This is a genomic window from Ruegeria sp. YTSA072 (genome assembly GCF_059610285.1).
On sequence record NZ_JBXWNI010000003.1, the window covers coordinates 440,263 to 462,342 of the forward strand.

Annotated in this window: 18 protein-coding genes; 5 read left to right on the forward strand and 13 right to left on the reverse strand. The window is 58.2% G+C overall.

Annotated elements, in window-relative coordinates:
• Window positions 1-99 precede the first annotated feature (99 nt).
• From AC2FIB_RS08725 to AC2FIB_RS08760, 8 genes are read right to left on the reverse strand one after another with little or no spacing between them, the layout of a single operon-like run.
• Window positions 100-1,869, reverse strand: a complete 1,770-nt coding sequence (locus tag AC2FIB_RS08725; protein ID WP_496734834.1) for an acyl-CoA dehydrogenase family protein — start codon at window positions 1,867-1,869, stop codon at window positions 100-102.
• A 12-nt stretch (window positions 1,870-1,881) separates the two neighbouring features.
• Window positions 1,882-4,179 (reverse strand): 3-hydroxyacyl-CoA dehydrogenase/enoyl-CoA hydratase family protein, encoded by a 2,298-nt coding sequence (locus tag AC2FIB_RS08730; RefSeq protein ID WP_496841949.1) that lies wholly within the window; start codon window positions 4,177-4,179, stop codon window positions 1,882-1,884.
• A complete protein-coding gene (locus AC2FIB_RS08735; protein WP_496734837.1) occupies window positions 4,180-5,361 on the reverse strand; it encodes an acetyl-CoA C-acyltransferase in 1,182 nt (393 codons plus the stop codon).
• A 23-nt stretch (window positions 5,362-5,384) separates the two neighbouring features.
• Window positions 5,385-7,034: a long-chain-fatty-acid--CoA ligase gene (locus AC2FIB_RS08740; RefSeq protein ID WP_496734838.1), complete on the reverse strand. Its 1,650-nt coding sequence runs from the start codon at window positions 7,032-7,034 to the stop codon at window positions 5,385-5,387.
• A 38-nt stretch (window positions 7,035-7,072) separates the two neighbouring features.
• Window positions 7,073-8,461: an amidase family protein gene (locus AC2FIB_RS08745; RefSeq protein WP_496841950.1), complete on the reverse strand. Its 1,389-nt coding sequence runs from the start codon at window positions 8,459-8,461 to the stop codon at window positions 7,073-7,075.
• A gap of 26 nt (window positions 8,462-8,487) precedes the next feature.
• Entirely contained in the window at window positions 8,488-8,865 is a 378-nt protein-coding gene (locus AC2FIB_RS08750) for a nuclear transport factor 2 family protein (RefSeq protein WP_496734841.1), read from the reverse strand.
• A 48-nt stretch (window positions 8,866-8,913) separates the two neighbouring features.
• The gene (ribB, locus tag AC2FIB_RS08755) at window positions 8,914-9,561 is read right to left on the reverse strand and encodes a 3,4-dihydroxy-2-butanone-4-phosphate synthase (RefSeq protein ID WP_496734842.1); all 648 of its coding nucleotides are present in this window, start codon (window positions 9,559-9,561) and stop codon (window positions 8,914-8,916) included.
• 10 nt (window positions 9,562-9,571) lie between these two features.
• A complete protein-coding gene (locus AC2FIB_RS08760; RefSeq protein ID WP_496734843.1) occupies window positions 9,572-10,705 on the reverse strand; it encodes an LLM class flavin-dependent oxidoreductase in 1,134 nt (377 codons plus the stop codon).
• Window positions 10,706-10,884: 179 nt separating this feature from the next.
• On the opposite strand from AC2FIB_RS08760, the gene AC2FIB_RS08765 reads away from it, so the two are divergent.
• The 5 genes from AC2FIB_RS08765 (at window position 10,885) to AC2FIB_RS08785 (ending at window position 17,665) form a co-directional block, all read left to right on the forward strand.
• Window positions 10,885-11,856 (forward strand): TetR/AcrR family transcriptional regulator, encoded by a 972-nt coding sequence (locus tag AC2FIB_RS08765; RefSeq protein WP_496841951.1) that lies wholly within the window; start codon window positions 10,885-10,887, stop codon window positions 11,854-11,856.
• A 262-nt stretch (window positions 11,857-12,118) separates the two neighbouring features.
• A complete protein-coding gene (locus tag AC2FIB_RS08770) occupies window positions 12,119-14,215 on the forward strand; it encodes a hydantoinase/oxoprolinase family protein (RefSeq protein ID WP_496734845.1) in 2,097 nt (698 codons plus the stop codon).
• Entirely contained in the window at window positions 14,215-15,867 is a 1,653-nt protein-coding gene (locus AC2FIB_RS08775; RefSeq protein WP_496734846.1) for a hydantoinase B/oxoprolinase family protein, read from the forward strand. The genes AC2FIB_RS08770 and AC2FIB_RS08775 overlap by 1 nt, the downstream gene beginning before the upstream one ends.
• Window positions 15,864-16,931 carry a pyridoxal phosphate-dependent aminotransferase gene (locus tag AC2FIB_RS08780; RefSeq protein WP_496734847.1) on the forward strand — a complete coding sequence of 356 codons (1,068 nt, stop codon included), beginning with the start codon at window positions 15,864-15,866 and terminating at the stop codon, window positions 16,929-16,931. The genes AC2FIB_RS08775 and AC2FIB_RS08780 overlap by 4 nt, the downstream gene beginning before the upstream one ends.
• A complete protein-coding gene (locus tag AC2FIB_RS08785) occupies window positions 16,928-17,665 on the forward strand; it encodes a maleate cis-trans isomerase family protein (protein ID WP_496734849.1) in 738 nt (245 codons plus the stop codon). Before AC2FIB_RS08780 ends, AC2FIB_RS08785 begins: the two co-directional genes overlap by 4 nt.
• Window positions 17,666-17,822: 157 nt before the next feature.
• Here the strand turns inward: AC2FIB_RS08785 and AC2FIB_RS08790 are convergent, their stop codons facing one another.
• The 5 genes from AC2FIB_RS08790 to AC2FIB_RS08810 form a co-directional block, all read right to left on the reverse strand.
• Window positions 17,823-18,554, reverse strand: a complete 732-nt coding sequence (locus AC2FIB_RS08790; protein ID WP_496734851.1) for an amino acid ABC transporter ATP-binding protein — start codon at window positions 18,552-18,554, stop codon at window positions 17,823-17,825.
• Window positions 18,551-19,396, reverse strand: coding sequence for an amino acid ABC transporter permease (locus AC2FIB_RS08795; RefSeq protein ID WP_496734852.1), 846 nt, complete (start codon window positions 19,394-19,396; stop codon window positions 18,551-18,553). Before AC2FIB_RS08795 ends, AC2FIB_RS08790 begins: the two co-directional genes overlap by 4 nt.
• A gap of 15 nt (window positions 19,397-19,411) precedes the next feature.
• A complete protein-coding gene (locus tag AC2FIB_RS08800; protein WP_496734853.1) occupies window positions 19,412-20,236 on the reverse strand; it encodes an ABC transporter substrate-binding protein in 825 nt (274 codons plus the stop codon).
• Between the two features lie 293 nt (window positions 20,237-20,529).
• Complete coding sequence (locus AC2FIB_RS08805; RefSeq protein WP_496734854.1) at window positions 20,530-21,327, reverse strand: iron chelate uptake ABC transporter family permease subunit; 798 nt, start codon at window positions 21,325-21,327, stop codon at window positions 20,530-20,532.
• Window positions 21,327-22,079: a metal ABC transporter ATP-binding protein gene (locus AC2FIB_RS08810; RefSeq protein WP_496841952.1), complete on the reverse strand. Its 753-nt coding sequence runs from the start codon at window positions 22,077-22,079 to the stop codon at window positions 21,327-21,329. The genes AC2FIB_RS08805 and AC2FIB_RS08810 overlap by 1 nt, the downstream gene beginning before the upstream one ends.
• Between the last annotated feature and the right edge of the window lies 1 nt (window position 22,080).

Below are 22,080 nucleotides of genomic sequence, written 5' to 3' on the forward strand. Positions count from 1 at the left end.
CTGACCGCTCAACGGAACTTGATTTGGGTCAAGAAACGCAAAAAGGGCGCCCTGTTTCCAGAACGCCCTTTAGCACCGCTGTCTGTGAAGAAGGAGGAGTTACAGACAGCGATCAGCCCGACATACAACGCCGGGTTCACCGGCCTGCATGATTAATTCGTGGCTGACAGCACGGGGCAATGCCCGCGCCATAAAGGCGCGCGCTGCATCCACCCGATCCGAATAGTATTCTGGCGATTGAGCGCCCGCTGCAGCGGTGGCCACCCGTGCAATCCGTGCGGACATCCAGGCCGATACGCTGAGGGCTACAATTTCCAGATAGTCACAGGCCCCGGACAGCACGTCACCTTGCGCTGTACCCAGCACCCAATCCGTCGAACGTCCAAGCCGGGATGCCGCATCGCGCAAGCTTTTCTCTAAGTCAGCGAGGTCGTTGCCCAGTTTGCCCGCCTCGTCCAGCATATCGGCCACCAGACCCTTGATGACGGCACCATTGTCGCCGCGCACCTTGCGCATAACCAGATCGCGGGCCTGAACGGCATTGGTACCTTCGTAAATTTCGGTGATCCGCACATCACGCACCAGCTGTTCGACGCCATAATCTTTGATGAAGCCATGCCCGCCATGCATCTGCACAGCCTCATTCGCCATTCGCGATCCCATGTCAGACAAATAGGATTTAATCACCGGAGTCAGCAGCGACAGATGCGCATCCGCCTCTTTGCGCTGTTCAGGCGTATCGGCGCGATGCGCCGCGTCTAACAGACCAGCGCCGTAATAGGCCATCGCACGGGCGGCATCCATTTCGCCCTGCGCGGTCAGCAACCGTCGGCGCACATCCGCATGAGCGATCAGCGGATCAGCTGGGCCCGTCGGGTTCATAGGTTCCCCGTCCGTGCGACCCTGTAGTCGTTCGTGGGCATATGATGTCGCGGTTTGCACAGCGGCCTCAGCCACGCCCAACCCCTGCAAGCCGACCGACAGGCGCGCGGCGTTCATCATCACGAACATCGCGGCCAGGCCTTTACCCTCTTCGCCGACGATCCAAGCCTTGGTGTCTTCAAACGAAATCGTGCAGGTGGGTGATCCGTGGATACCCATCTTGTTCTCGATCCCGGCAATGGTGATCGTGTTTTGCTCGTCCGTCGTGTTGTTGTCCGCATCCAGCATGTATTTCGGCGCCAAAAACAGGGACAGTCCACGCGGTCCGGGCTGAGCGCCCTCGACCCGTGCGAGGATCAGATGGGCGACATTTTCCGACATGTCGTGGTCGCCCCAGGTGATGAAGATCTTGTTGCCGGTGATGGCATAAGATCCGTCATCATTTCGAACGGCCTTGGTGCGGATCAGGCCCAGATCGGTGCCGCAATGCGGCTCGGTCAGGTTCATGGTCCCGGCCCAGTTGCCGGACGTCAGCTGAGGGCAATAGACCGCCTTTTGTTCGTCCGAGCCATAGGCCATCAAAGCTTCGACAACGCCAAAGTTCAGTTCGTGGATCAGGGCAAAAGCCAGATTGGTTCCGGCCATCCCTTCACGCAGGGCGGCATGCAGGACGAAGGGCAGCTGTTGGCCACCATATTCTTCTTCCAGTGCCAGCGCGTTCCAGCCGTCTTCGCAGAATACCTTGTAGGCGTCGCCAAAACCTGGCGCGGCATAGACCTGACCATCTTCAAGCCGTGCGCCCGGGCTGTCGCCCGCCTCATTGCAGGTTGCCAAATTGTCGCGCACAAACCCGTTGATCGCGTCAACGACCGCAAAGAACGTATCTTTGTCGCAATGCTCATACCCAGGCAGCGCCAGCGTCTTGTCGAGGTCAAAAACCTCGTCCAACAGAAAAGTAATGTCCCGCTGCGGGAGTTGATAGTCCATACCTATGATCCCTCAGTTTTTAAGCGGCTTGCCGGTCGTCATGGTGTGGCGCATCCGTTCGAGTGTTTTATCCTGTCGGATCAGGCGCATCATACCTTCGGCTTCCAGCCTGTGCAGCGCCTCTTCGTCCAGAACGCCGCCGTCGCCTCCTGCCAGAACGCGCACGGTTTCACTGGCAATTTCGACTGTGTAGGGTGCTTCTGGCATAGCCTCGGCCAGTGCGGCCAGTTTGGGCTCCAGCGCGGCATTGATAGCGGCGACATCCAGTGTGATCTCGGCCTTGGGCGCGGGTTTGTACCCCTCAGCCAGCGCCAGTGCCGCCGCCTTGGCCTCGGCCAGAAGGCGGTCGCGGTTCATGACAACGCCGTCCGTCGCGCGCAGATAGCCCGCATGTTGCGCCATCGGGGCCGAGCCAGTCATCAGCGCCACAGAAATCACATCGAACGCAGCCTCGGCCCCTTTGACCGGATCACCCAGCTCCGCCGCCTTGCGCAGCAACAGGGCTGTGGTTCCGCCCCACGCGGGCAGCAGGCCAACATTGGCCTCGACCAACCCGATATTGCTTTCCAATGCGGCCATGACCCGATCCGAGTGCATTAGGATTTCGCAGCCGCCACCAAGGGCCAGACCACAGGCGGCCGAGACAACCGGGAACGGCGCGTACTTGATCTTGCGCATCGTGGCCTGACCGATGGCCAGTTGCCCTTCGACCAGATCCATTTCCCCCGCATCAGCACGATCCAGCGCTTTTTTTAGGTTCGCGCCCACCGAAAAGTGGTTGCCGTCCGACCCGATGACCATCGCTTTGAAGTCTCGGCCCACAACGTCCAGTGCTTCGCTCACACCGGTCATCACTTGATCGTCCAAAGCCGCATTAGGTGCCGTGATCGTCAACAGAGCGGCACCATCGCCCATATCGCGCAGCACAACAGCCTCGGTCTGGTACACCGGAGCATCCGTCAGGTCAGATGCAAAGATCACCCCGGGGCCACGCGGCACGTCCGCCTGTTCGGCCGAAGGCAACAGCACTTTACGGTTACGGCCCTGACCTGAATAAATCCCGCCGCGTTCAGCGGCCAGCGCCAGCAAGGGCGGCACATCCTGACCCTCGGCCTTCAAGCGAGCCACAATCTTGTCCGCACCAATCTTGTCGATCAGCTTGAATGGGCCCATGCGCCAATTGTATCCCAGCTCCATCGCCGCATCGATATCCGCCGGGTTGGCGGTAATCTCGGGCACGCAGTAAGCTGCGTAAGACAAAGTCGGCCCCATTACAGCCCAGGCATAATCAGCCAACCGATCACTGGCCTGATCAATAAAGTCGACACCAAAGCTTTTGGTCAGCTCCGGACCCTTGGCCTGCGCACGATACTCTAGCGTTCCCAGATCAACGGCTTCGGCAACTGGTTTGCCATTTTCGTCCTTGGATCTGCGATAGAAACCCGCACCGACCTTGCGACCGGCCAAACCCTTGGCGGCCATCTGATCGAACAGCTCCAGACCGTCGGTGTGGAATTGCTGCGGATCATCAGCCTCAAGCAAATTTCGCATAGACAGGCGTGATTTGCCCATCAGGTCGATGCCGATCAGGTCCATCAACGCGAATACACCCGTTCCGGGCACGCCGAAGGGACGGGCCAGCACTGTATCAGCCTCTTCAACTGTGATGCCACGCGCCACAGCCTCGCGGGCAGCGGCGTTCATCCACAGCCCGCCCAGACGGTTGGCGATGAAACCGGGGCGGTCGTTGCAGGGCACGACGGTTTTGCCGAGGCGTTCATCGCTGAACGCACGCGCACGTTCCGCAGCAGCCGGATCTGTGTCCGGTCCGGTCACAAGCTCAATCAGGCGCATATAGCGCGGCGGGTTGAAGAAATGCACGATGATGAACCGCTTGCGCAGGCTGTCATCCATCTGGCTAACCAAATCGGCCAGCGGAATGGTCGAGGTGTTCGAGCTCAGAAGTGCATCGTCGCGCAGGTAAGGCGCAATTTTCGCATAGAGCGCGTGTTTGATGGCGAGGTCTTCCAGAACGACCTCAACCACCCAATCACAGGTCGAAAGCTGATCCAGATCATCATCCAGATTGCCCGCTGTCAGCCGGGCCGCATAGGCCGGGTCGGCCAGTTGCGGCGCGCGGCCCTTGGTCATGCGTGCAATGGCACCTTTGGCCAACATCGAGCGGTCTTCGGCAACCTTTGGGACGATGTCCAGCAAAACGACTTCGGCACCTGCATTGGCGAAATGGGCGGCAATGCCTGCCCCCATCACGCCCGAGCCGATGACAGCAACTTTTTTGATCGCAGTCATTTACAGAACCTCGAACAGACCAGCAGCACCCATGCCGCCGCCGATGCACATAGTGGCAACGATGTACTTCGCGCCGCGTTTCTTACCCTCGATCAGCGCGTGACCGACCATACGCGTGCCCGACATACCATAGGGGTGGCCCACGGAAATCGCGCCGCCATCGACGTTCAGGATCTCATTCGGGATGCCCAGCTTGTCACGGCAATACAGGGCTTGCGATGCAAAGGCCTCATTCAATTCCCACAGGCCGATATCATCCATCTTGAGGCCATTGCGTTCCAGCAATTTCGGCACTGCAAACACCGGGCCGATCCCCATCTCATCGGGCTCACAACCCGCGACGACGTAACCCATATAGCGACCCAACGGCTCGAGCCCGCGCTTTTCGGCCAGCTTTTCTTCCATCACGACCTGCGCCGAGCCACCGTCGGACAATTGTGAGGCGTTGCCAGCCGTGATCCACTTGTCCTCACCCATCACTGGAGTGAGACCCTGCAGGCTTTCCAGCGTGGTCGAAGGACGGTTGCACTCGTCCTGCGACAGCGTGACCTCTTCATAGGTGATCTCGCCGGTTTCCTTATTCTTGTTCGCCTTGGTGACCGTGATTGGCACGATTTCATCGTCAAATTTGCCAGCTGCCTGCGCCGCGGCGGTGCGCTGCTGCGATTGCAAGGCAAATGCATCCTGCGCCTCGCGGGTGATGCCATAGCGTTCGGCTACAGTATCGGCGGTCGCAATCATCGGATCGTAGAACCCACGAATGTTCTGCGCGATCCAGTCCTCTTTCAGGCGATAGGTGTTATCGCGACCCATCACCAGCGAGATGCTTTCGGCACCGCCACCGACAACCACATCGCAGCCATCGACCATGACCCGCGAGCAGGCGCGTGTCAGCGCCTCAAGACCCGAGGAGCAGAACCGGTTGATGGTTTGGCCCGATGCGGTCACGGGCAGACCGGCGCGCATGGCGACCTGACGGCCAAGATTGCCGCCATTTGCACCTTCCGGGACGGCATTGCCGATGATCACATCCTCAATTTCGGACGGGTCAACACCTGCGCGTTTGACCGCCTCGGCGACAGCATGGCCACCATAAACGGCGGGGTGAGTGTCGTTGAAAGCACCACGAAAGGCTTTGCCAATTGCAGTACGGGCGGTCGAGACGATTACAGCAGAACGCATTAGATTGATCCTTGAAGGAAGTATTAGATGTCAGTGGGCAGCTTGTAGTCGGCGTATTGCTCACGCAGATGCAGCTTTGAAACTTTGCCGGTGGCGGTGTGCGGAAGCTCGGCCTGGAACACCACGTCGTCGGGCGTCCACCACTTGGCGATCTGACCCTCGTAGAGCGCCAGGACATCCTCGCGGCTGACATCCGATCCGTCACGCTTGACAGCAACGATCAACGGGCGTTCGTCCCATTTGCGGTGCTTGGCGGCGATACAGGCGGCCTCCAGAATGTCCGGGTGGCTCATCGCGATGTTTTCCAGATCGATTGAGGAAATCCACTCGCCGCCCGATTTGACGACATCCTTGGTTCGGTCGGTCAGGCGCAGATAGCCTTTCGGATCGATCGCCGCCACATCACCGGTGATGAACCAACCGTCCTCGGTAAAGGCATCAGCACCGGCCCCGCCCCAATAGCTTTCGGCAACCCAGTGGCCGCGCACCTGCAACATACCCGAGGCAACGCCGTCATGTGGCAGCAACGCGCCTTCATCATTAACGATGCGCATCTCGACCCCATAAAGCGCTCGGCCCTGTTTGGTTTTCAGCGCAAGGCGGTCGTCGATTGGCAGTTTATCCTCGCCCCATTTGGGCACCGAAAGCGTGCCGACGGGGCTCAGCTCGGTCATACCCCAGCCATGCACCACGTCGATACCGTGGCCTTTTTCGATCTGCTCGATCAGTGACAGAGGTGCCGCTGAACCTCCCATCATCGCGCGTTTGACTGTTTTTAGCCTGGCGCCCTGCTGATCCAGATATTCGAACAAGCCCAGCCAGACAGTCGGCACACCCGAGATCATCGTGACCTCTTCGTCGTCCATAAGTTCGCGCAGCGGGGCCGGATCCATGCCCGGTCCGGGCATAACCAGTTTGGTGCCGTTCATCAGGGCTGCATACGGAATACCCCAGGCACAGGCGTGGAACATCGGCACCACGGGCAAAGTGGCATCACGCGAGCTGAGCGCCAGCCAGTCGCCACCGGACACGCCCATGGCGTGCAGCACGGTCCCACGATGGGAATACAAAACGCCTTTGGGATTGCCTGTTGTGCCAGATGTGTAGCACAGCGCCATGGCCGCGTTCTCATCCAGTTCGGGCCAGTCATAAACCTCGGGCTTGCCCGCGATAAGGGATTCGTAGTCACTGACCGGGGTGTTCATCTGCGGCACCTGGTCCGGGCCAGTCAGACTGAACCAGGCCTGAACGCTGGGGCAGCGGGCCGAGACAGCATCGATCAGCGGCGCAAAAGTCGTGTCGAAGAACATATGCGTGTCTTCGGCGTCGTTGATAATAAACGCGATCTGATCGGGATGCAGGCGCGGATTGATCGTGTGGCAAATCGCACCGATGCAAGCCAATGCATAATAGAGTTCCAGATGCCGATTGTTGTTCCAGGCCAGCGTCGCGACGCGGTCACCCGGCCCCACACCCAGTTCGGTCAAAGCGTGCGCCAGTTGTTGGGTCCGTCGCCCCATATCCGCAAAGCTGTACCGATCAATCGTCATGTCCGAGTTGCGCCAGACAATCTCCGCCTCGGGATGCGCACGCATGCCATGACGGAAAATGCTGGTCACCGTCAGTGGCATCGTCATGATCTGACCGGGAATCGTCGTTTTTTCTGCGCTCATTTTTTGCCTCTCAATGTGTTTTTCTGTATCTGCGTCCGTCACAGAGGCGCAGGCGGCATTTCTCCGATGTCCCGTTCGATCCGCCACGACATTTGCAAAACGCCCAGATCGTCAAAGCGGCGTCCGACCAATTGCATACCGATCGGCAGCCCGTTTCGGTCTAGTCCGACCGGAATACTGGATGCCGGTTGCTCAGTGAGGTTGAACAGGAAGGTATTAGCCCAGCTTTCAAACGGCTTATCGGGGTCAGACCCCGGCAGGTCGGCAGCAAAGGCGGTGTCAGGTGTCGATGGCAACAGGACAAAATGATGGCCGTCAATCAGCGCCAACGCACGTTCGCGCAACGCCTGCGTGTGATCGAAATTCCGCTGATGCTCAACAGCGGACAATGCGCGTGCATCGTTGGTCCAGTCGCGGATATAGGGCGTTTTCGCCTGTTCGGCCTCGGGTTGGCGCATCAGTTCGGACAGGGTACGTATTTTGTAGAATGCCTCGGCGGGTTCCCAGTCCGTTCGGCTGAACGGCGCGGTTTCAAGATAGGTGACCTGAACGCCCATATCCCGCAAAACCTGTGCCGTCCGTTCCAGCGCTGCCTGAACATCTTCCGCCACCGGTTCGCCCAAGCCCAGCTCGGGGATGACCTGAACCGACATGCCTTTGCGGTCGCCGCGCGTCAGGCGCGAAACATAGTTCGCGCCGTCCCGTGCCAATGCCGCGAAATCGCGCGTATCCTCTCCGGTCAGAACATTCATATGCAGCGCGACGTCGCCAAAATTGCGGGCCAACGGCCCCGCCGTAATCGCCGGGCTGTTGCAGACGTAATAGGGCACTCGCCCCTGGCTGGGCTTCAGCCCGGCCAGGCCGCAATACGAGGCTGGCAGACGGATGGATCCCACGATGTCGGTCCCAATCGAAACCGGCTCGATCCCAGCGGCAACACTGGCAGACGCGCCCGAAGATGATGCGCCTGTCGTGCGCGATACATCCCATGGATTGCGGGTAACCCCATGCTTTGAGCTCACTCCGCCTGCAAGAATGCCATAATCGCACATGGTATTTTTGCCCAGGATCACGGAACCGACCTCACGCATGCGTGCGACCGTGGGATGATCGGTTGTGCTGACCGATGCCTCACCCGCCGCCGAGCCGCGATAGGCGGGCATACCGATGCAATCCATTGCATCCTTGACTGTTGTCGGCACGCCATCCAGCGGCCCCATTGGTACGTTGTCGTGCCAACGTTTCTCAGACGCCCGGGCCGCTTCAAGCGCGCCCTCGGCATCCACGTGGTAAATCGCGTTGATAATAGGATTTACCGACTCAATACGGGCCAGCGCTGCCTGCGTGACCTCGACCGGAGACAGCTCCAGCCGAGCAAAGGCCTGCACCATGGCACGCGCCGAAAGTTGGGAATATGGGGCGGTCATTCGGGGGCTCGATCAGATAAAGGGGATCAGTCTTCGGTGCGCTGGACGTAATAGACCTTGGCCGCAATCTTCCAGCCCTCGCCAGTGCGGACCAGCGACAGGTAGTCGATGAAGTATCGCGGCTGCACGGCGCAGTCGATCTTGACAAAGGCTGTATTCGGCCCTGATTGATCGATCGAGATTGTATGACCGTAGACAGGATAGCCTTTGGATTTCGGGCTTTCGCGACCGCCGATGACCTCTTTGTATTTCTCCAGCGTCATGTGGATATAGCTGCCATCCTCGTTGGCGCAGCAAAGATCACATTCAGGCAGAAACATCTGGTCGGTCTTGCTGATGTCTCCGTCATGCAGGTTGTCGATATACGCCTGCATCAGGGTTTCGATCTCGGCGAATGCAGTCATAGGATATCCTCGGTCATGAGTGTCTTGAAACGCAAGTGGTGTTGGCGATCAGGCGGCCTTGTCGGCAAGCAGGTCCTGGCGATACCTTTTGAGGTCTTCGATTGTGCCGACCTTAAGGCCGTGCCGGGCCCCAAATTCCAGCAGATCCGGCAGGCGCGCCATTTCACCGTCATCATTCATGATTTCGCAGATCACGCCGGAATCCCCCTGCCCGGACAGGCGGGCCAGATCGACTGCGGCCTCGGTATGGCCTTCGCGTTCCAGCACGCCCTGCGGTTTCGCCACCAATGGGAACAGATGCCCGGGCGAAACCAGATCTGCCGAAGAGCCGTTGTTGGAAGCCAAAAGTGCGATGGTCCGCGCCCGGTCGCTGGCGGAAATGCCGGTGGTCGTGCCGTCTTTCGCATCCACCGAAATGGTGAACGCGGTATGATGTGGATCCGTGTTCAACGCTGTCATGGGGCCAAGGCTGAACTGCTCGGCCCGCTCGGGAGGAATGGCCATGCAGATCAAACCCCGACCAAAGCGTGCCATGAAATTTACCGCGGCCGCATCCGCGCAGGCGGCGGGGATCACCAGATCGCCCTCATTCTCGCGGTTTTCATCGTCGACAAGAATTACCATTCGGCCTTGTTCGCAATCCGTAATGATCTCTTCGATGGGAGACAGCTGATAAACTTCATGCAGATCGAACACGGTCTTCCCCTTATCCGTTCAGAGGCTTGATGACGCCTTCGGCGAATTCGATCAGAGCTTCCTGTTCGATCTCGTCGCCAAAGTAGTTCACGTGGTGCCAGACAAAGAATTCGTCGATCTGATAGCGCTCGGCCAGTTCACCGACCTGGTCCAGAACCTGTTGACGCGAGCCGTCCCAGACGCGGCCCAGTGGGACGTGATAGGGCGGCGCGTCGTAGGCCGAGAACCACAGGTTGTCGAACATTTCGCGGTATTGTTTGGTCTTGGCGGGAGTCTTGCCCATCATCAGATGCGCACCCAGAGCCAAAACGTCGTTGTTGGTGGTTTGAGGCAGCCCGTTTTCATGCGCGGCCTTCAAACAGTTCTCAAGGATCACCGGCATGAATTCTTCTTTTTCTGCGGTTACGAAGGATACCATCTTGGCCCCTTCCGACGCCCAGAACTTGGCGGTTTCCATCGAATACGAGAACGGCGCGTACACTTTCGGATGCGGCTTTTGCAGCGGCCGGGGAACGATGCCCGATTTGCGCAGGATCTTGTTGCTATCAACCGGGCTGTCACCGCCCCAGAGTTTGGTCGGATTGAACTCCCACTCGACATTCGACGGGAAGTTCCAGAACTCGCCCTGATGTTCGGTCAGGTCGTCGGTCCACAGTGATTTGATCAGGCGCCAGTTTTCGTACAGCGCGCGACGGTTGCGCTGGTCGGCCTCGGACTTGTCAGATTCAGCCGAGGTGATGTCCAGGTGCTGCCCCATGGTCGCCGTCCAGCGCGGCGTGTTCCCGCGCGAGAAGCCTGCGAAGACACGGCCGCCAGTCATGTGGTCCAGCATGGCGATGTCTTCGGCAGTCTTGATCGGGTTCATCGCGGTCAGGTTCATCCCCAACTGACCAACTTTGAAGTTCTTGGTGTGCTGGGCGATGTACATGTTCCAGAACAGCGGGTTCGTGGTGCATTCAACGCCTTCGACCTGCATGTGGTGCTCAGTCAGGCAGAAGCCGTCATAGCCCAGCTCTTCGGCAAGGACCATCTGATCCCGCATCGTGTGCATCATCTTGTTGAACCGCGCAGGGTCACGTCCAGCAAGCTGAGTGTCCTCGCCATGCTGGCGTGCGAAAGGAATGGCGAGAATCTTGAACTTCATGCAGGCGTCCTCTGGCGTGTTATTGAACGTTCACTAACATTCTCATACAGCCGGCAATTTCGTCAAGCCCCGAATTGTTTTTCCCTACGTCGCAACGACACTGCGACGATTTCCAACTGGACAAGAGATAGGGATTTCAACATGTTGCCCTCAGGTAGGGTCCTATGGAGGCAAGCCGCGTGTTTTTGTATTCCGCTGCGCAAGTTGATGAATTTATTAATAAATCGCAGCTAGATGGCGTGTGCGTTGCGCTGGCGATTGATGCTGCGCGCGAGGAACTCAGACGTCTCGGCGACACTTTGCAACCAACACTGGTCAACACGTCGGCCACGAATCTGGCAACTGCGGGACAGGGGCAAATCGAGGCTCAGGCCATACGCGTGTCGCCAGAAGATTCGCTGCTGCCCTCATACCGTGTCTCGATCGTTCAGGCCGGGCACAATCCCGGGGAAGCCGCCACGCTGATGGAAGTGACCTGCACGTTCTCAGTCGATGCGCAACTGGCGGAAACGCCGAAATCCACACAGGCCGAAAAACCGCCCCGCGCCCTGTCCGACACCGCCGAGGAACGTCGGCGACAGATCTTTGAAGGCGCGTGCAAGGTGATCGCCAAGCATGGGTTCGGCAATGCATCGATGCGCGAGATTGCCAAAACATCTGGGCTGTCGGTTCCGCTAATGTACAAGTACATCAAGGACAAAGATGACATACTGCACTTGATCACTACGATGTGCATGCAGGACATCATCGACTTTTTCGATACCGGAGAACTGTTCACTGGCCCCGCCGATCAGAACCTTGAAAAAGCGGTTGAACGGTACATCGACTACATTGGTGAAAATCGCCGCTATATCAATCTGGTCTATTCGGAAACACGGTCCATGTCTGCCGAGAACCGCGCGCGCGTTTTCGATATGGAACGTGATTTCATGGGGCGCTGGAAAGGTATTCTGGACAAAGGGGTCGAGCAGAAAGTGTTCCGCCCCATGAACACAGAGCTGATGGCCAATTATCTGTATTTCCTTTGTAATGTCTGGTCACTCCGGCATTGGAGCATCGGAAAGTTCCCGGAAAGCGAGATCCGGACCAGTCTGAAGGCGCTTATCATGGATGGCGTTTTGGTCAGGGCTACTCCCTCCAAGAAATCCTGAGCGAACCATCAACCACTCTGGGTGGTTGAAGCACAAACGCTTAGGCAATCAAGTCGCACATCTCTGTCGCTTCCGGGCGATTTGGTCGCAAACCAACTTGCGACACGTCTTGGGCGTGTCAAACTGCGTATATGACAACGCTCTCTAGTCCAAACCCTCTGGATCGCCGCGCAACCGGTTGTGACCTCGTCGTGAGTGGATGATGGCTGGCGCTCTGCGCCCATTGCCATCTGCCCAGACAACGGACAATTCGGACACTCTCATGACATCTCAAACCTTACGCCTGGCCATTGATATCGGCGGCACCTTTACCGATACGGTACTCGTCTCGGGCGATGAGACCATTTTGGCTTCGACCAAGACGCTCACGACGCACAAAAATCCCGCAGATGGCGCGATGGAGGGCGCAAGACGTGTCATGGCGGAATCCGGCCGGTCGTTGAATGAGGTGACAGGTTTCATCCACGGAACGACACTGGCGACCAATGCATTGATCGAACGTCGAGGCGCCGTTGTGGCAACCGTGACGACTGAAGGGTTTCGCGACATTCTGGAAATCGCGTATGAGCGGCGATATGCGCAATATGACATCAACCTGGAAAAGCCGGACCTGCTGATCCCACGCGAACGGGCGCTGACCATTCGCGAAAGAATGGCTGCCGGAGGGGATGTGCTGATCCCATTGGACACCAGCGCAATTGACGCGCTGCTGATTGAATTGGATGCCAGCGGAGTGGATGCTGTCGCAATCTGTTTGATGCATGCCTATGCCAACCCGTCACACGAACGCAGGTTGCGCGAAATTCTCACGGAAAAACGCCCCAGCCTGACAGTTTCAATTTCCTCTGATGTAAGCCCCGAAGCACGCGAATTTGACCGGCTATGTACTACGGTCGCCAATGCCTACATCCAACCGTTGATGGAAAGCTATCTGGCACGGTTTGCCACTCGGTTTCAGGCAGAAGGCGTGACCTGTCCGATCCTGATGATGACGGCCAGTGGCGGAATGTGCACTATTCAGACGGCCTCACGATTTCCGATCCGGCTGGTCGAAAGCGGCCCGGCGGGCGGAGCAATTTTGGCCGCACGGATCGCAGCGCGGGCCGGGATTGACGAGGTTCTATCTTTCGACATGGGAGGGACGACTGCGAAGCTCTGCCTGATTGACAATGCACAGCCTCAAACCTCGCGCCAATTCGAAATCGCGCGGGCCGCGCGGTTCATCAAAGGGTCGGGCATGCCGGTACGTATCCCTGTAGTCGAAATGATCGAGATTGGCGCGGGCGGCGGCTCAATCGCCGGGGTTGACCGTCTAGGTCGGTTGACAGTGGGTCCAAAATCGGCCGGATCAGAACCCGGTCCGGCGGCCTTTGGGCGGGGCGGCACCGAGCCAACCGTGACTGACAGCGACATCACTCTGGGCTATATCGTGCCGGACACATTTGCCGAAGGGTTTATCAGGATTGACCCCGCAGCGTCTGAAGCCGCGCTGAACCGGGTCATCGCCGCGCGTCTGGACACGAACGGCACTGCGGCGGCGGACGGAGTCAGTCGCATCGTCGATGAAAGCATGGCCAGTGCGGGCCGAATGCATGCGGTGGAGTCGGGCAAGGACCTCGGTTCGCGCACAATGATTGCTTTCGGCGGCAACGGCCCCCTGCATGCAAGCCGGGTGGCCCGATCCGCAGGGGTCCGTCGCATCGTGATCCCGCCCAATCCAGGCGTCGGGTCCGCGGTCGGGTTCCTATTTGCGCCGGTCAGTTTTGAGATCGTCAGATCAAGTTATTCTCTACTTGAATCCCTGGATCTGGAGCGGGTCAACTCCCAGCTTTCCGACATGATCGACGAGGCAAGCCGGGTGGTTGCCCAAGGCGCGGGTGATGCACCCACCGAAACCCAACGCACGGCTTTCATGCGCTACAACGGTCAGGGCCACGAGATCGAGATTGCCCTGCCTGATCGCGATTTAACTTTCGAAGACATAGAGCCGCTGACTGATGCGTTCGAGGCGGAATACCGTAAACAATTCTCGCGTCCCGTGCCGGGAATGCAAATCGAGATCCTGAACTGGGCTGTCCGCGTCGCAACCCCAGATGCGGATGTTCCAGATCTGCCGGAAACACCAGTTCTGACAACGATCACACCAGCCCAGACCCGCCCCTTCACCTGCGATGTAGATGGTCAAACAAAGCAGGCTGGTTTTGTGTCACGCGGCAGCCTGAACCCGGGCGACCGGGTTTGCGGCCCGGCGCTGATCACGGAACCGCAGACGACGACCTTGGTCTCTGCTGATTTCTCGGCGCATGTGGACGCCATTGGAAACCTCATCCTTATCCAAGATCAGAAAGGAGGTGTATGATGACTGCCGATCAGCCCCCCGCCCGCCTGCAAGTCATGTGGAACCGCCTGCTTGCGGTGGTTGAAGAACAAGGTCAGACCCTGATCCGCGCCGCATTCTCACCCATTGTACGCGAATGCGGCGACATTTCTGCCGGGATTTTTGACGCCGAGGGTCGGATGCTGGCACAGGCGGTCACCGGAACGCCCGGGCACATCAACACGATGGCTGAAGCCGTGATGCACCTGCGGGGCCATTTTCCGGTCCAGCACATGAAGCCCGGCGATATCTACATGACCAATGATCCGTGGCTGGCTTCGGGACACCTCAACGACTTTCTGCTGATGATGCCTGCCTTCAAAAACGGCAAAGTTGTCGGCTTTACTTCATGCACTTCGCATCTTGTGGATCTGGGCGGCCTTGGAATGGGCCCCGAAGGGTCAGATATCTATGATGAGGGCCTGCTGATCCCACCCTGCAAGCTGGTCGAACAAGGCGTCCCGAACACTTTGCTTTTGGACATTGTCCGCGCCAACAGCCGCGAGCCTATTGCTAATGAGGGCGACATATATGCACTGGTCGCTTGCTGCGAAGCGGGCGTGAACCGCCTGCTCGATATGATGGATGAATTTGGGATCGACGATCTGGATCAACTGGGCAGCTACATCATCGACACCTCGCGCCGAGGCACGCTTGAAGCCATCGCTGAAGTGCCCGCAGGCACCTATAGAAACGTTCTGAGGATGGACGGTTATGAAAAAGAACTGGAACTGCACGCGACCTTGACGGTCAACAAAACGAGCATGCATGTGGATTTCACCGGAACTTCGGGCTGTTCGGGCAAGGGTATCAACGTGCCGCTGAACTATGCGACCGCCTATACCGTCTTCGCCCTACGCTGCATCGTCGGATCCGACATCCCCAACAACGCCGGATCGCTGGAACCGTTTACAGTGGACGGCCCAAAAGGCTGCATCCTCAATGCACAACGCCCCGCCCCTGTAGCAATGCGGCACACACTAGGACAGGTAACGCCAGATCTGGTGCTTGGATGCCTGCATCAGGCACTGCCAGATCAGGTCCCCGCCGAGGGCGCATCCTGCATGTTCGATCTGCCGATGCGGCACGCACCCGAAGTGGCGCGTGATGGAGGTCGGGAATTCGCGGTTGAACCTGTGCACAATGGCGGCACTGGCGCTCGGCCACATGCGGATGGATTGTCTGCCACAGCCTACCCTTCGGGCGTGTTCGGATCTCAGGTTGAGATCACGGAAAGCGTGGCCCCGGTCACAATCTGGAAACGCGAACTACGCCAGGATTCAGGAGGTGCAGGCAAGTATCGCGGCGGTCTCGGTCAACGGATCGAGATGACCTCGGCCAATGGCGCACCCTTCCTCATTTTCCTGTCGGTTGAGCGCCTCAAATTCCCCGCCCTCGGACGCATGGGTGGAAAACCCGGCGCACCCGGTCGTATTCGTTTCCGCGATAGCGAAAATGATATCCCGGGCAAAGGAGAACTGCGCGTTGGAGCTGACGACCACCTGATCTTTGAGACACCCGGAGGCGGTGGTTTTGGTGACCCAGCCGAGCGAGACCCACAGGCAATCTCCCTAGACCTCAAGCGCGGGTTGATCAGCGCGAAAGGCGCAAAATCCTATGGGGGCACATCATGATCCGCCCGGTTCCCCACATAAGTGCAATGGCGGCCTATGCGCTGGCCGACCTTGGCGGCGAAAACACCATCTCGTTGGCCCAGAACGAAAGCGCCTTTCCCGCAAGTCCCGCAGCCATCAAGGCGGGTCGTGACGCACTGGCCGATCTGCAATTGTATCCTGATCCGGAATGGTTGGAACTGCGCGCAGAAATTGCAGATGTGCATGGACTTGATCCGGCACGGGTGCTGTGCGGAGCAGGCTCGATGGAGCTGATCGGCTGTTTGATCCGCGCCTATGCCGGGCGCGGTGATCGGATCCTTGGCACGGATTACGGATATGCGTTTGTCGCCTCGGCAGCAGCTCAGGTTCAGGCCGATTACGTCAAGGCGCGTGAAGTGGATCTGACCGTATCCGTCGACGATATCATCGCCGTAGTCACACCTGAAACGCGGATCGTCTTTGTCTGCAACCCTGGCAACCCGACCGGCACCCTGCTCCCCAATTCCGAAATCCTTCGCCTGCGCGATGAACTGCCCACCGATGTTCTACTGGTCGTCGATCAGGCTTATGCCGAGTTTTCCGATCACATAGATGATCCGGACGACATCTTCGCGCTGACCGATCGAGGGGACACCGTGATCATGCGCACCTTTTCCAAGGCCTATGGCCTAGCGGGCGCGCGTGCAGGATGGGGATACTTCCCGCCCGAGATTGCGGCTGAACTGCGCAAATTGCTTAATCCAAACAATATTTCCATCGCTTCACAGGCGGCGGCAACTGCAGCGATCCGCGATCAGGCGCATATGCAAAATGTGGTTGCCCGCACGACTGAAATCCGTGAACGATTTGCCGTGGAATGTCGCGCGTTGGGCCTAATCGTTCCTCAAAGCCACACAAACTTTGTGCTATTGCGCTTTGCCTCAACGCTGGATGCGCAACGGGCAGACGCGGCGCTGCGGGCGGACGACCTACTAATGCGCGGCATGGGAGGATACGGCTTAACCGACTGCCTGCGCGCTACAATCTGCGAGACGCCGATCATGGATCGGTGCCTGACCGCCCTGAAGGGAGCATTGAAGTGACCGAAACGCGAACCGCAGCCAAAATCGGTGTTCTGGTACCCTTCACCAACACCAACCTCGAACCGGATATGGAGTTGTTGAGGCCGCCCAACACTACAGTCCATTTTCAACGCATGGGCGGATATGACGAGGATGAAATCCCCGGCTCGGATCAGATGGCGGGGTTGGGCGCATCGGATATCACTCACGACCTGCGGATGATCTCGGGTATACGCCCCGATGTGGTGTTGTATGGCTGCACCTCAGCGACGCTGACCCACGGACCGTCTTTTGATGCAGAGCTGGCCCAGCTGATCAAGGCGGGCTCGGGTGCAGTTTCGCTGACCGCTGCAGGGGCGTTGATCTCTGGGATCAATGCGGTTGGCGCAACAAAGGTCAGCTTTTCATCGCCCTATTTGGGCGAGATCAATGCCCAGGCGATAGATTTCATGGCCCTTAACGGCATTGATACCGTCAAATGTGCCGATGTCGGCCGCGAGCTTGGCAACTATGGGCAAGGTGAACTGACCCCGGGTGAGGTGTTCGACCTGGCGTGCAGGGCTGATCACCCAGAGGCGCAGGCAATCGTCCTAAGCTGCACAGACATGCGCTCGGTCGAGGCGATTGAACGGATTGAGGCCGCGCTTGACAAACCGGTCATTACCTCAAATCAAGCGATGGTCTTCGGCCTCTTGAGGGTGTTGAACCTGCCGCGGCACGACGCGTTATCCGGGCGTCTGTTCGACAACTTGTGATCTGCAGCATAGCAAGCGCGGTTTTTCCAGGACCGCTCAAAGTTCTTGCTGCAATAGATCGGTCGCCCGATCCTGCGCGTTGTTTGCCCTGCGGCCTGCCAGTTATTTTGGTATCACGCTTAGCGTAGCCCCTCAAAAATGCAGGACCTCCGCGACGTCACAACACGCGCGAAAGGAAGGCCTTAGTGCGCTTTTTGTGTGGTTGGGAAAAGAGCACCTCGGGCGGGCCCTGTTCCAGGATGCGTCCGGCATCAAGGAAACACACTTTGTCTGCCAGCTCACGTGCAAAACCCATTTCGTGGGTGGCAAGTACCATGGTCATACCCTGCTTTCGCAGGTCCCTCAGCACGTCCAGAACCTCGCCTACCAGCTCGGGATCCAGCGCGCTTGTAATCTCGTCAAACAACATGATCTGCGGCTCCATCGCCAGCGCGCGGATGATAGCCACCCGCTGCTGCTGACCGCCCGATAGCTGGTCTGGATAGTGCTCCATCCGGTCACCCAGCCCAAAGCGCGTAAAAAGCTGGGTCACCTTCGGGCGCAGGTCATCTCTGCTCAGCCCGCGTACACGACGTGGCGCGAGCATTACGTTCTCTGCCGCCGTCATGTGGGGAAAGAGGTTATAGCTCTGGAACACAATGCCGATCTGTTGACGCACCGGCTGTGGGTCCAGTCCCGGTTCAGAGATGTCTTTCCCGTCCAGCCAGATCTCGCCGTCATCGATCGGTTCAAGCAGGTTCATGCAGCGCAAGAGCGTGGATTTGCCAGAACCAGAAGCGCCAATCAGGCACACCATTTCGCCCTCAGCCACATCCAGGTCAATGCCCTTGCACACTTCGTGATCATCGAACTGCTTGCGCACCCCACGTAAGGATAACTTCGCCGTCATGTGCGCGCCCTGTTCTGCTTGTTCATAAGGTAGTCCGCATACCGCGTGGCTGGTATGGTCAGCGCAAGAAAGATAAGCGCTGCGCCCACATAAGGCGTAAAATTGGCATAGAGCGATTTGTAAACACCAGCCTGACGGAAAATCTCAACCGGGCCGATAAAGGATAAAAGCGCCACGTCCTTCTGCAAAGCGATGAACAGGTTCATATTGGCAGGAACGACGTTTCGTATGGCCTGCGGCAGGACCACATAGCGCATGGTGTCCTGATCACTTAGCCCCAGCGAGGCCGCGGCGGATCGCTGCGACTGATGGATCGAGTCAATGCCCGAGCGGATCACTTCGGCCACATAGGCCGAATAGACCAAAACCAGCGCCAGCGTGCCCCAAATGTAGGGGCTGTTCCAAGGCCTCGGCAGGCCCAACCCGGGCACGCCAAAGCCAATAATGTAAATAACAAGAACCACTGGCAGGCCACGGAAGATGTCCGTATATGCAATGCCGAACAGCCGCAGCGGAAAAAGTGCAGGTGCGCGCGTGTCCCGACACAGCGCGATAACCAGACCCGTGATCGCGATAAGTGGTGCAGACCACGCAAAAATCATCACGTTCATCAGAAAGGCTTCGAGCAATCCGGGAAACGTCTCGGCGAAGACCCGGCCGTTAAAAAACGAGCGTTGTACGGCCTCCCAACCGGGGGCGAGCGGGACGAGGACGACGATGGCAAGAGCCACACTGACCACTGAAATCAGCGCGATGCGATTTGAGCGACGCCGTACCTCAGCTTCATAAACCTCGCGACGCGTGGGCGTCGCGGCAGGGCGCTCAACCGAGTCTTTTTGCAATGACGTTTCTTCCATCTATTCGATGACCGGTACACCTGTAGCCTCGGACAGCCATTGGGTTTCAATCGCGGCAAGCTCGCCGCTTTCGGTCAGTTCTGTGATGGCCGCGTTGACGCATTCCTTCAACCCGTTGCCCTCTTCCATCAAAACGCCGAACTGATCAGGACTTTCGGATTGTCCCGCAGGGAACTGGCCAAGCAATGCACCGTTTTCGACCACGACGGCCGACAGATAGAGTGCCGTAGGAAGGTCATAAATTGCGGCATCGATCTGGCCAGCCATGATGGCCGCATTCACATCAGCATTGTCGTTGTAAAGCAGCGGTTCACTAGACGGCTGGATCACGTCGTTCAGCATCGGGATCGCTGTCGTCGTGGCCACAGCGCCCCACTTCAAATCCTTGAGGCCGTCCAACGTCGCTTCTGCGCCGGAATCGACAACGTTCTGGGTGGTCAGAACCGCCATGGCCGAGGTGTAATAGGGCAGGCTGAAATCAACCATTTCTTCCCGTTCGGGAGTGATCGAGTACTGCTGCATGTTGAAGTCAAAGTTCTTAGCGCCGGGCTGAATCGCCTCGTCAAAACTTGTACGAACCCAGGTGACATTGTCCTGGTCGAAGCCCATTTTTTCGGCGATTGCATAAGCAACGGCGGCTTCGAATCCCTCGCCGTTTTCGGGCGCGTCATTCATAACCCAAGGATAGTAGGCCGGATTACCTGTTGCGATTGTCAGGGTGCCCTCTGTTAGGGTCTTGCCTTTGGCACAGGTCCCATCGCCCGCAGCAAGAACTGAGGTCGTCGAGAAAAGTAAGGCCAGAGCTGGGCCAGCAATCAGTTTCATCAATCTTCTCCCTGTTTTTGTTTGGTCACAGGTTCTTATGCGCAGGGGGATTTGTCTAGGTGTTTGATCTCGCGAATTGATATCGCAGTCTTTTCATTGAAAAAGGAGGAGACACAATGCGACCAGCCTGTCGTGGCAACACCGCGCACGGTAGCCAGGCGGCTGACTTGCACGGCAAATCTGCCACGAAAGGATGCAAGTAAAATAAGGGAAGACGACGAATTTTAATGAAGACTAGCAGCCACTGAGGATGCTTCGCGCGGCATCCTGCTCGTTCCATGTTTGAACCGCCTTCAAGAGTTGGTATGACGCTGCCAACCAAGCAGGCTAAAACAGGCAAACAAAATGGCGGCAACACAGACAATCGAGGGCCCGGCCGGCGTGTCGAAGACATAAGCCGCCCGCAACCCTGCGACGGCAGACGTCGCCCCGATTGCCGCTGCAATCAGGGCCATCGTTTCCGGTGACCGCGCCAGATTTCGCGCAGCAGCGGCTGGTATGATGAGCATCGCCGCTATCAACAGAACACCCACGACCTTGATGGCGACTGCCACCGTGATGGCCAGTGCAAGCGTCAATATCAGTTGTTCGCGCTTGGGGTCGAACCCGCTGGCATAGGCTAGTTCTTCGTTCAAAGTCGCCGTCAACAGCTGGGACCAACGCCAGGCAATCAAGATTACAACCAGTGCAGCGCCACCCCAGATGACAGCCAGATCCGAACGCGAAACGGCCAGAATGTCGCCAAATAGATAGGCCATCAAATCAATCCGGACACCGGAGAGGAATGAGACTGCCACAAGACCGAATGCCAAGGCGGAATGCGCCATGACGCCCAGCAACGTATCCATAGCGTAACCACGACCTGCCAACAGTGTCACGGTCAGCGCCATCAACAAGGCGACGGCCAGCGCGCCTGTAAAAATCGACATCTGAAACGTTAGCGACAGGGCGACGCCAAGAATGGCGGCGTGCGCTGTGGCATCGCCGAAATAGGCCATACGGCGCCACACCACAAAACACCCCAACGGCGCTGCAGCAAAGGCCACGCCAACTCCGGCCAGTGTGGCCCGGGTCATGAAATCATCAAGCATTATTCTGCGGCTTCCTGAGAATCTGTTCCTTGGTCATGATGATGATCGTGGTTGTGATCATGATCATGGCGGTAAAGGGCAAGGGCACCGCCTGTTCCGGTTCCGAACAGGGCGCGGTATTCGGGGGCCGAGGCCACGACCGCAGGTGAGCCCTCGCAGCAGACATGGCCGTTCAGGCAGATCACCCGGTCCGAGGCGCTCATCACCACGTGGAGTTCGTGGCTTATCATGATGATCGCACACCCTGTTTCCTGGCGCACGTCTTCGATCTGGCGATAAAACGCAGCCGAACCGGGCTGGTCCAACCCTTGCGTGGCTTCATCCAGCAACAGGATTTCGGGCCGGTTGATCAAGGCTCGCGCCAGCAGCACGCGCTGGAATTGTCCGCCCGAAAGCTGTGACATCTGGCGCTTGAGCAGATCGGGCACTCCGGCTGTTTCCAACGCAGTCGCGCAATCCTTCTTTGAGGCGCGATGGGTCAGCCGCATGAACCGTTCGACGGTGATCGGCAAGGTCGGGTCGATATGCAGCTTTTGCGGGACGTAACCAATTCTCAGCCCCAGCTTTCGCTTTACCCGCCCGGCAGACGGATTGATTGCACCGATTATGGCGCGCAGCAGGCTTGTCTTACCCGAACCGTTAGGGCCGACAATAGTCACGATTTCACCAGGTTCGACCCCCATGTTAATGTGCCGTAACACGGTATTGGCCCCATAGCTAACGCAGAGGTCTTCTACGGTAATCAGGTTCATT

Excerpts from the sequence above, each read along its gene's own strand:
- AC2FIB_RS08810 (WP_496841952.1), bottom strand. The coding sequence starts at position 22,079 with ATGAACCTGATTACCGTAGAAGACCTCTGCGTTAGCTATGGGGCCAAT.
- AC2FIB_RS08730 (WP_496841949.1), bottom strand. The coding sequence starts at position 4,179 with ATGACTGCGATCAAAAAAGTTGCTGTCATCGGCTCGGGCGTGATGGGG.
- AC2FIB_RS08750 (WP_496734841.1), bottom strand. The coding sequence starts at position 8,865 with ATGACTGCATTCGCCGAGATCGAAACCCTGATGCAGGCGTATATCGAC.
- AC2FIB_RS08760 (WP_496734843.1), bottom strand. The coding sequence starts at position 10,705 with ATGAAGTTCAAGATTCTCGCCATTCCTTTCGCACGCCAGCATGGCGAG.
- AC2FIB_RS08780 (WP_496734847.1), top strand. The coding sequence starts at position 15,864 with ATGATCCGCCCGGTTCCCCACATAAGTGCAATGGCGGCCTATGCGCTG.
- AC2FIB_RS08725 (WP_496734834.1), bottom strand. The coding sequence starts at position 1,869 with ATGGACTATCAACTCCCGCAGCGGGACATTACTTTTCTGTTGGACGAG.
- AC2FIB_RS08740 (WP_496734838.1), bottom strand. The coding sequence starts at position 7,034 with ATGAGCGCAGAAAAAACGACGATTCCCGGTCAGATCATGACGATGCCA.
- AC2FIB_RS08775 (WP_496734846.1), top strand. The coding sequence starts at position 14,215 with ATGACTGCCGATCAGCCCCCCGCCCGCCTGCAAGTCATGTGGAACCGC.
- AC2FIB_RS08770 (WP_496734845.1), top strand. The coding sequence starts at position 12,119 with ATGACATCTCAAACCTTACGCCTGGCCATTGATATCGGCGGCACCTTT.
- AC2FIB_RS08735 (WP_496734837.1), bottom strand. The coding sequence starts at position 5,361 with ATGCGTTCTGCTGTAATCGTCTCGACCGCCCGTACTGCAATTGGCAAA.
- AC2FIB_RS08790 (WP_496734851.1), bottom strand. The coding sequence starts at position 18,554 with ATGACGGCGAAGTTATCCTTACGTGGGGTGCGCAAGCAGTTCGATGAT.
- AC2FIB_RS08805 (WP_496734854.1), bottom strand. The coding sequence starts at position 21,327 with ATGCTTGATGATTTCATGACCCGGGCCACACTGGCCGGAGTTGGCGTG.
- AC2FIB_RS08745 (WP_496841950.1), bottom strand. The coding sequence starts at position 8,461 with ATGACCGCCCCATATTCCCAACTTTCGGCGCGTGCCATGGTGCAGGCC.
- AC2FIB_RS08800 (WP_496734853.1), bottom strand. The coding sequence starts at position 20,236 with ATGAAACTGATTGCTGGCCCAGCTCTGGCCTTACTTTTCTCGACGACC.